Raw genomic sequence first — 7119 nt, forward strand, 5'->3', positions numbered from 1 at the left:
CGCCCAGCCGGATGCCCTGGGCCAACTGCTCGACGGTCGACTCGACGGCGGTCCGCACCGGGACGGGCGAGAAGACCGCCTGGGCCCAGGCGGCCTCGACGTTGCCGGCGGCGCTCACGCGGCCCTCATTCCATGATCGACACCCGCCGGAACCGGCTGGAGGCGGTCAGGACGGGTGTCGATCATGGCAGCACGGCAGGCTGCGACGAAGGCGGCGAACAGGGGACGCCCGTCGGCGACCTCGGGGTGCCACTGCACGCCGACGACCCACGGCCCGTCAGGTCGCTCGGCCGCCTCGACGGTGCCGTCGTCGGCCCACGCGACGGCGGTGAGCGACGGCGCCAGCGCGGCGACCGCCTGGTGGTGATGGGTCGGCACCGATGCTGCCGTCCCCACCGCGGAGGCGAGTCGCGAGTGCGGTTCGATCCGCACGTCGTGACGGGCGTGTGCGCCGACGACCGGGCAGTGCCCGTCGTGACCGACGATGTCGGGCAGGTGCTGGTGCAAGGTGCCGCCCAGCGCGACGTTGAGCACCTGGAGTCCTCGGCAGATCGCCAACAGCGGCATGCCGCGGTCGAGTGCGGCGTGGGCGAGCGCGATCTCCCAGCCGTCACGGTCTGCCCGCGGCGGCCCCGTGCGTTCGTGGCGCCGGGCCCCGTACCGCTCAGGGTCGACGTCGGCACCCCCGGTGAGGACGAGCCCGTGCACGCCGTCGAGCACCGCGTCCGCCGCTTCCCTGGTCACGGACGCCGGTGGCAGCAGCAACGGCGCTCCCCCGGCGTCGACCACGGCATCGGCGTAGGTGGCCGGCAGCAGGTCGGCACGCTCGTCCCACGGCCCCCACGCCGCCGCCTCGCGGTAGACGGTCAGCCCGATCCGGGGCAGGGACGCAGGGGTCGACGGCACCGCACCATCATCTCGACACGCCGACCCCACGACAAGCCGCAAAAGGTATGGGGTCTGGACCGTTACCTTCCCGCGGGCCTACGATCCGCGCCACGACCGGTCCGCCCGACGCAAGTCGCTGAGCCGCTAGGAGCAGTCAACAGTGACGCAGACCAAGCCCCCGGTGTACGACGCCGACGAGCAGCAGCTCGCCGCGCTCGGCTACAAGCAGGAGCTCAACCGCTCGTGGTCGGGCTTCTCGAACTTCGCCATCTCGTTCTCGATCATCTCGATCCTCGCCGGGTGCTTCACCACCTTCGGCGTCGGGTGGAACAACGGCGGCCCCGCCGCGATCGCGTGGGGCTGGCCCGTCGTCGGCGCGCTGATCCTCGTCATCGGGTTCTGCATGTCCGAGCTGGTGTCGGCGTTCCCGACCTCGGGCGGCATCTACTGGTGGGCGTCCAAGCTCGGCGGCGTGAAGGCCGGCTACTACACGGGCTGGCTCAACCTCATCGGCCTCCTGGCCATCTACGCGTCCGTCGCCTACGGCTGCGCCACGTTCCTCGACTCGACGCTCAGCGCGTTCAGCGACTCATGGGCGAAGGACTACAGCCTGACCCGCGTCTTCATTATCTTCCTGGTCATCCTGGTGCTGACCTCGGTCGTCAACATCTTCTCGAGCCGGCTGCTCGCGATGCTCAACAACATCTCGGTCTGGTGGCACGTCGCGGGCGCCGCACTCGTCGTCGGCATCCTGCTGTTCGTGCCGAAGCACCACGCGAGCGTGTCGGCCGTCTTCACCCACACGATCAACAACACCGGCTTCTTCAGCGGCCACACCAGCGGCATCGGCTTCCTGCTCGGCGTCGTGCCGCTCGGCTTCATCCTCACCCAGTACACGATCACCGGCTACGACGCGTCGGCCCACCTGTCGGAGGAGACGCACTCGGCGGCCGACGCGGCGGCAAAGGGCATCTGGCGCTCGATCGCCTACTCGGTGCTCGGCGGCTGGATCCTGCTGCTCGCGTTCCTGTTCGCGGTGCAGCACGAGGACAAGGTGTCGGCGGGTGGCGGTGGCGCCCCGGTCATCTTCAGCCAGGCGCTGTCGGCGAACTGGGCGGGCCTCGTGCTGTTCATCTCGACCGCGGGTCAGTTCTTCTGCGCCGTGGCGTGCATGACCAGCACCACGCGCATGCTGTTCGCGTTCAGCCGCGACGGCGCCGTGCCGGGCTCGAAGTACTGGTCTCGGCTCAATGCCAACAAGGTGCCGGTGTACGGCGTGATCCTCACTGCGGTCATCGCCGTCATCATCACCTCCCCCGCGCTGGTGAAGGTCGACATCCCGGTGAACGGCGTCCCGACCCCGACGCCCGTCGCGTTCTTCGCCGTCGTCTCGATCGGCGTGGTGGGGCTCTACCTCGCCTTCGCGATCCCGATCTTCCTGCGGTGGAAGGCCGGTGACTCGTTCACGCCCGGCAGATGGACGATCGGCAAGCGGTACCGCTGGATGTCGCTCGTCGCGGTCGCCGAGATCGCCATCACCTCGTTCATCGCGCTGCTGCCCGGCTCGACGCTCGGCGCCCCCTGGTACAAGGGCTTCGGCTGGGACAGCCTCAAGTACGTCAACTACACGCCCATCGTCGTGCTGGGCGCGCTCGTGGCGCTGTGGATCGGGTGGCACCTGTCGGCCAAGAAGTGGTTCACCGGGCCGAAGACCACCATCGACCTGCCCGCAGGCGTGTCCGCTGCGGACGAGATCGCCCTCGAGCACCAGGGCCGCACGGCCCACCACCCCGGCGCGACGCCGGGCCAGTCGTCCCCGTGAGCTGACCGGCGGCGGACACAGCGGTGCCCCGGCCTCCCGACCGGGGGGACGGGAGGCCGGGGCACCGTGCTGCACAGCTGTGGTGACCCAGGCGGTCACCGCGGCCCGGTCAGGTCGACGCGGGTGCCACCGTGATGGTGAGCGTCTGCGTCACCGCAGGGCTCTCCTGGTTGTGCGCGCGGATCGTCACGCCGTCGCTGCCCGCCGACGTCGGCGTGCCGCTGATCGTGCCGGTGCCGTTGCCGTTGTCGGTGAACTGCAGGCCATCCGGCAGCCGACCGGTGAGCCGCAGCGTCGGCACCTCACCCGGGGTCGGCGACTGCGTCGTCTGCGTCGTCACCGGGATGCTCACCGCGGTGCCGACGGTCGCCGACGCCGTGTTTGGCGAGGTGATCTGCAGCGGCGCGACGTCGACCACGAAGCTGGTCTGCACCGAGTGCCCGTTCCACCGCGCGGTGACCGTCACCGTCGCGATGCCCGAGCCCACCGTCCGGAGCGTTCCCTTCTTGGTCACCTTGACGACCGACGGGCGGTCCGACCGGTACGAGAGCGTGACGTTCGCCGGCAGCGAGGTGCTCTCGCCCTTGCTGACGTAGCCGTGCAGCGTCTGGTCGTCGAACGACACCGTCACCTGCGGGTCGATGGTGGTGTCGCGGTCGAAGTACACCCGCTGCGCCACGTCGGCGGCCTTGTCACCGGCCTCGACCGGCTTGGCCGTCACCACGGTCGGGATCGACCCGAGCGAGCCGGTGACCTTGACGCTCGCTGTGCGGCGCACGTCGTCGGCCGAGGTGGCGAGCTGCAGCCCGTACGTCCCGCGCTGCACGACGTCCTTGTTCGCGGACTCGTCGAAGAAGGCGAGGCGCGACGCCGGGAAGGTGAGCGTGACCTTCTTGGTCTGGCCCGGCTTGAGCTGCACCTTGGCGAACGTCATCAGCCGCTTGGCCGGCCGCTGCTGCGCGGCGGTGGCGAACGGCGTCGTCGCGTAGAGCTGCGGCACGGCCGCACCGGCGACCGAGCTACGGTTCGTGACCTTCACCGTGGCGGTGATGGTGCCCTCGGCGTCGGCCGACTTGGAGGCCTTGAAGTCCGAGTAGGTGAAGTTCGCGTAGCTCTGCCCGTAGCCGAACGGCCAGCTCTGCGCGCCCTGGAAGTACATGTAGGTGCGGCCGAGCTGCGTGCCCGTCGGGCGGATCGTGTAGTCGGTGATCGCCGGCAGCTGGCTCTGGTCGGCGTACCACGTGAAGGGCAGGTGCCCGCTCGGGTTCACCTTGCCGAGCAGCACGTCGGCGAGCGCCGCCCCCTGCCGTTGCCCGTTGTACGAGCTCCACAGCAGTGCCGGGGTCGAGGCGGCGAAGCCGCTGGTGTCGACCGTGCCGACCGTCTCGAGGTAGACGACGGTGTTCGGGTTGGCCTGCTCGACCTGGCTGATCATCGACGACTGTGCGCCGGGCAGCGCGAGCGAGGTGCGGTCGTGGTCCTCCGACGACGTGGTGAAGTCGGTGCCGGCGACGACGATGACCGCGTCATAGCCCTTGACCGCGGCGATGGTGGCCGGGTCGACGGTGTTCAGCGACGAGGCGGTGGTGCCGCCGGTGACGCCCGGGAAGTAGTCGACCGTCGCGTCCGGGTCGGCCTGCTGCACCGCGGTCTTGATGCCGGTGTAGGCGTCGACGTTGTTCGCCGCGCCCTGACCGCTCTGGATGCTCGAGTAGCCGCCGGTGAACAGGAATGCCGGGTGGGCGAAGTAGCCGACGACGGCCACCTTGTAGGCACCGGACGACGGCACCTTCAGCGGCAGCAGCTTGCCCGAGGCACCGGTGGGCTTCTTGTTCTTCAGCAGGACCAGGCTCTGGTCGGCGCTCTGCTGCGCCTGGGCGAGCCGGGCCGGCGTCTCGGTGATCGCGTTGTTCGAGGCGTTGCTCGTCCACACGGTGCCGCCGAGGCGCTGCCGGGCTGCCTTCACCCACGGCACCTGGCTCTCGGCGTCGAACTCGCCGGTCTCGATGCGCGCGGTGAACAGGCGGACCAGCGAGGTGTCGACGTCACCGATGTTGAAGGTGTCGGTCTGGGTCTTGATCTTCTGCGCCAGCGCGGTCGGGACGGTGTTCCCGTAGCTGTACTGGTCGTGGTAGCCCCAGTTGCAGTCGAGGTCCTCGCCGGCCGAGATCGCGTAGGCGGTGCGGCCGTACTGGTCGAGCGGCGCGCTCGCGGTCGGCGGCTGCCAGTGGTGGCCGGCCTGGATCTCGTAGACCGCGTCGCAGTCGGACGTGAAGTAGCCGGTGAACCCGAAGGTGTCACGCGCGAGGTCGTTCATCAGCTGGACGCTCGCCGCGGCGGGCACGCCGTTGACCTCGTTGTACGAGCTCATGATCGAACCCGGGTGGGCCTGCTCGATGATCTGCGCGAACTGGTCGGTGTAGTACTCGCGCAGCGTCCGCTGGTCCATGTCCGACGATCCGGAGCGGCGGTTGACCTCGCTGTTGTTCGCCGCGTAGTGCTTCAGCGTGGCGATCGCCTTGTAGTAGCCGTCGGCCGACTTCGGCAGCACACCCTGCTGGGTCTGGCCCTGCAGGCCGTCGACGTACTGCGAGGCGAGCGCGGCGGTGAGCGTGGGGTCCTCGCTCCAGCTCTCGTCGTTGCGGCCCCACCGCGGGTCGCGGCTGAGGTTGACCGTCGGCGCGTAGAAGTCCAGGTTCTCGGTGTTGTTCGGCGCCGTGTCGCGCGCCTCGTCACCGATGAGCCCGGCCTCCTTGTAGACGAGGTCGGGGTTCCAGGTGCTGCCCATCGAGAGGTCCGACGGGTACGACGTGGTGTTGGTCAGCGTGGTCGCGTTGCCGGTCGGCGTGATGGTCGAGGCGTTCACGCCGTGGTTCGACTCGTTCCACCAGCCCCACGCCGCGACCCCGAGCCGCGGGATCGCCGGCGCCTGGCTGCTGTTCATCTCGACGGCCTTCTCGGCCAACGACATGCGCGACACGAGGTCGGCGGCGCGCTCGGCAGGCGAGTAACTGCGCTGCAGGTAGATCGGGACGTCCGCGCGCGCCTTCGCCGCGGCGGTGGCCGGCGCGGCGGCGGCACCGGTGCTGCCGGCGACGGCGAGCGCTCCGGCCGCGGACAGGATGGTCGTGGCGACGACCAGTGGTCGACGCTGTCGTCGAGACAGACTCCGTCTCATGGCTGACTCCCGGGGGATCGTGGGCCGACAGTTCGGCCGATGCGGGCTCGAGGACGGTCCGGATGAAACGGACAAGTCACCGATAGGGCAGAGATTGCCAACACATTTCAGCCGGGTCAAGGCGAAACAACAGCCAATTCATGCCTGAGTTCGTCCGTTTCCGGAAGAATGCGCTACGCTCCCCCGCATGGACGAGGTGGCCGGCCACGGGTCGCTGCGCACCCTGCGGGCCCGCAACCGGCTCGCCGTGCTGCAGGCGGTGCAGGCGCACCCCGACTCGACCCGCTCGGACGTCGCCCGTCGCACGGGCCTGTCGAGCACGACGGTGGCCTCACTGGTGAACGACCTGCTCGCCGGGTCGGTGCTCGTCGAGCGCGACCGGCGCAGCAAGGCGGTGGCCGGCGGTCGCCCGGCCGGCACGCTCGGCCTGCACCCCGAACTCGGCAGCGTCATCGGCATCCACCTCGGACACGCCGGGACGCGCGTGCTCGTGGCCGGTCTGGACGGCACCGTGCGGGCCGAGCGCGCCGAGGACGCCGACGTCGACCATGAGCCTCAACAGACGTTGCAGACAGTCGCGCGGACGGCGGCCCGGCTGATGGACGAGGTGGGCATCGACCCCGCGCGCCTGTTCGGCGTCGGTGTCGCGGTCGCCGCGCCGGTGCTCGGCACGCAACAGCTCGCCTCTCCCCCGATGCTGCACGACTGGGCGGGCGTCGACATCGCCGGACAGCTGCGCGCGCTCATGGGCGTGTCCGTGCAGGTCGGCAACGACGCCACCCTCGGCGCCCTGGCCGAGTGGCGCCTCGGCGCGGGGGCCGGGGCCGACGACCTCGTCTACGTGATGCTGTCCGAGGGAGTCGGGGCGGGCCTCGTGATCGGCGGACGCCTGCACCAGGGTGCCTCGGGGGCGGCGGGCGAGCTCGGCCACGTGACCGTCGTGCCGGGCGGGCAGATCTGCCGGTGCGGCAACCGCGGCTGTCTCGAGACGGTCGTCGGAGCACGCGCGCTGGTGACGGCGCTGGCCCACACGCGTCCGAACAGCACGGTCGACGACCTGCTGCGCTCGGCGGCCGCGGGCGACCCCGGCACACGACGCCTGCTCATGGACGCGGGAACGGCGGTCGGGTCGGCGCTGGCGGCGATCTGCGTCGTGCTCGACCCGCAGCGCGTCATCGTCGGCGGCGCTGCGGCCGACCCCGACGGCGTGCTCGTCGAAGGGGTCCGCGGC

The 7119-nt window shown here is 70.5% G+C and carries 4 protein-coding genes; 2 read left to right on the forward strand and 2 right to left on the reverse strand.

Annotated elements, in window-relative coordinates; genetic code table 11:
- Positions 1-114: 114 nt before the first annotated feature.
- On the reverse strand, positions 115-906 hold the full coding sequence (locus ACTHMS_RS13650) for a gamma-glutamyl-gamma-aminobutyrate hydrolase family protein (RefSeq protein WP_440307219.1): 792 nt from the start codon (positions 904-906) through the stop codon (positions 115-117).
- A 142-nt stretch (positions 907-1048) separates the two neighbouring features.
- On the opposite strand from ACTHMS_RS13650, the gene ACTHMS_RS13655 reads away from it, so the two are divergent.
- A complete protein-coding gene (locus tag ACTHMS_RS13655; protein WP_440307220.1) occupies positions 1049-2710 on the forward strand; it encodes an amino acid permease in 1662 nt (553 codons plus the stop codon).
- Between the two features lie 109 nt (positions 2711-2819).
- Here ACTHMS_RS13655 and ACTHMS_RS13660 read toward each other — a convergent pair whose 3' ends face one another.
- Positions 2820-5888 carry a glycoside hydrolase family 3 C-terminal domain-containing protein gene (locus tag ACTHMS_RS13660; protein WP_440307221.1) on the reverse strand — a complete coding sequence of 1023 codons (3069 nt, stop codon included), beginning with the start codon at positions 5886-5888 and terminating at the stop codon, positions 2820-2822.
- Between the two features lie 187 nt (positions 5889-6075).
- Here ACTHMS_RS13660 and ACTHMS_RS13665 point away from each other — a divergent pair.
- A partial coding sequence (locus ACTHMS_RS13665) for an ROK family transcriptional regulator (RefSeq protein WP_440307222.1) occupies positions 6076-7119 on the forward strand: 1044 nt, incomplete at its 3' end.

It is taken from the genome of Jatrophihabitans sp., from assembly GCF_051960575.1.
In the GTDB taxonomy this organism is placed as follows: Bacteria; Actinomycetota; Actinomycetes; order Mycobacteriales; family Jatrophihabitantaceae; genus JBQCEE01.

Coding starts and splice junctions, on each gene's coding strand:
- ACTHMS_RS13660 (WP_440307221.1), bottom strand. CDS start 5,888: ATGAGACGGAGTCTGTCTCGACGACAGCGTCGACCACTGGTCGTCGCC.